The organism is Salinivibrio sp. MA427 (assembly GCF_001996115.1).
GTDB classification, from domain to species: domain Bacteria; phylum Pseudomonadota; class Gammaproteobacteria; order Enterobacterales; family Vibrionaceae; genus Salinivibrio; species Salinivibrio costicola.
In genome coordinates, this window is the sequence record NZ_MUFH01000493.1 from 1 (window position 1) to 1,118 (window position 1,118).

At 47.4% G+C, this 1,118-nt stretch carries 2 protein-coding genes; both read left to right on the forward strand.

Features of this window, described 5'->3' with window-relative positions:
* Positions 1-184: 184 nt before the first annotated feature.
* On the forward strand, positions 185-646 hold the full coding sequence (locus BZG79_RS15850; protein ID WP_077774890.1) for an isoprenylcysteine carboxylmethyltransferase family protein: 462 nt from the start codon (positions 185-187) through the stop codon (positions 644-646).
* A gap of 190 nt (positions 647-836) precedes the next feature.
* On the forward strand, positions 837-1,118 hold a 282-nt coding region (locus BZG79_RS15855), incomplete at its 3' end, for an MFS transporter (protein WP_199878099.1).

The following is a 1,118-nucleotide window of genomic DNA, read 5'->3' on the forward strand; positions in this document are numbered from 1 at the left end:
CCTTAAAGATGGTAACCGTAATTATCTGAAAGCCAAGATCGAACACGGCAAGCATCGTCTCAATCTTGAGCAAGACTGAATATTAAGCGTTAACGCCTCGTAATTTGGCAAAAAGGCAGTGACAGTGGCTGCCTTTTTTGGTTAGAGTTTCGCTATTATATCAGTCATCACTCAAGGACGAGTTATGCGTGTACCGGCTTGGCGCTATCTCTTTCCCCCTTTACCTCCCGTTGCCATGTTAGCGGCAATTGGCGGCGGGCTTGCATTAACGTATTACTTTCCTTWTGATATTAAGCTAGGCAGCCCCAGCTGGGCGATTGCACCGTTTGTCGTTGCCTTAGGGCTATTGCTGGCGGCAAAATGGGCGTTTCATCGTCATCACACCACTGTCGATCCGCTACAAGCCCCCTCCGCGCTGGTCACTACAGGCATCTACGCTTATAGCCGTAATCCAATGTACTTGGCGATGATATTGATCATTGTTGCCGCCGGGTTCTACTTTAATGCGCTATGGTGCTGGGGGATGATCCCTGCTTTTATGGCTTACTTGTCTGCCACATTTATTCCTGCCGAAGAGTATCGCTTGTTGAGCCAATGGCCCGATGAATTTGAAGCCTACAAAGCACAGGTGCGTCGCTGGATTTAGGATTAGATAAACTAATCTTTAATATAACAAAGAATCGGGGTGGTGACGCTAAACGTCGATTGCTTACCTTGCCTGCAAAGCCTATCATTCCCTCACCGTAAACAAGGTGTTCTCGGAGGTTATGTCCTTAACCTCAATCTTGTTTCGTTTTCAATGTTTATTTCGCATAATAATTTTTAGGAGTGTTGGTATGTCCTCGGCAATGCCTATGGGCAAGCTATTGCTATTGATCGTGATGTTGGCAGCGGTTGGGCAAATGACCCAAACCATGTATGTACCTTCTATTGGCGTGATGGCGACGGACTTTGCGGTGTCACCGTCACGGTTACAAGCAGTCATGGCCTGTTATTTGATTCCGTACGGATTATCGCAGTTCATTTATGGTGCCGTGTCTGACCGAGTGGGGCGTAAACCCGTGATATTGGCCGGCCTGGTACTATTTTTAGTGGGTACAGGCGTAACCTTACTGGTG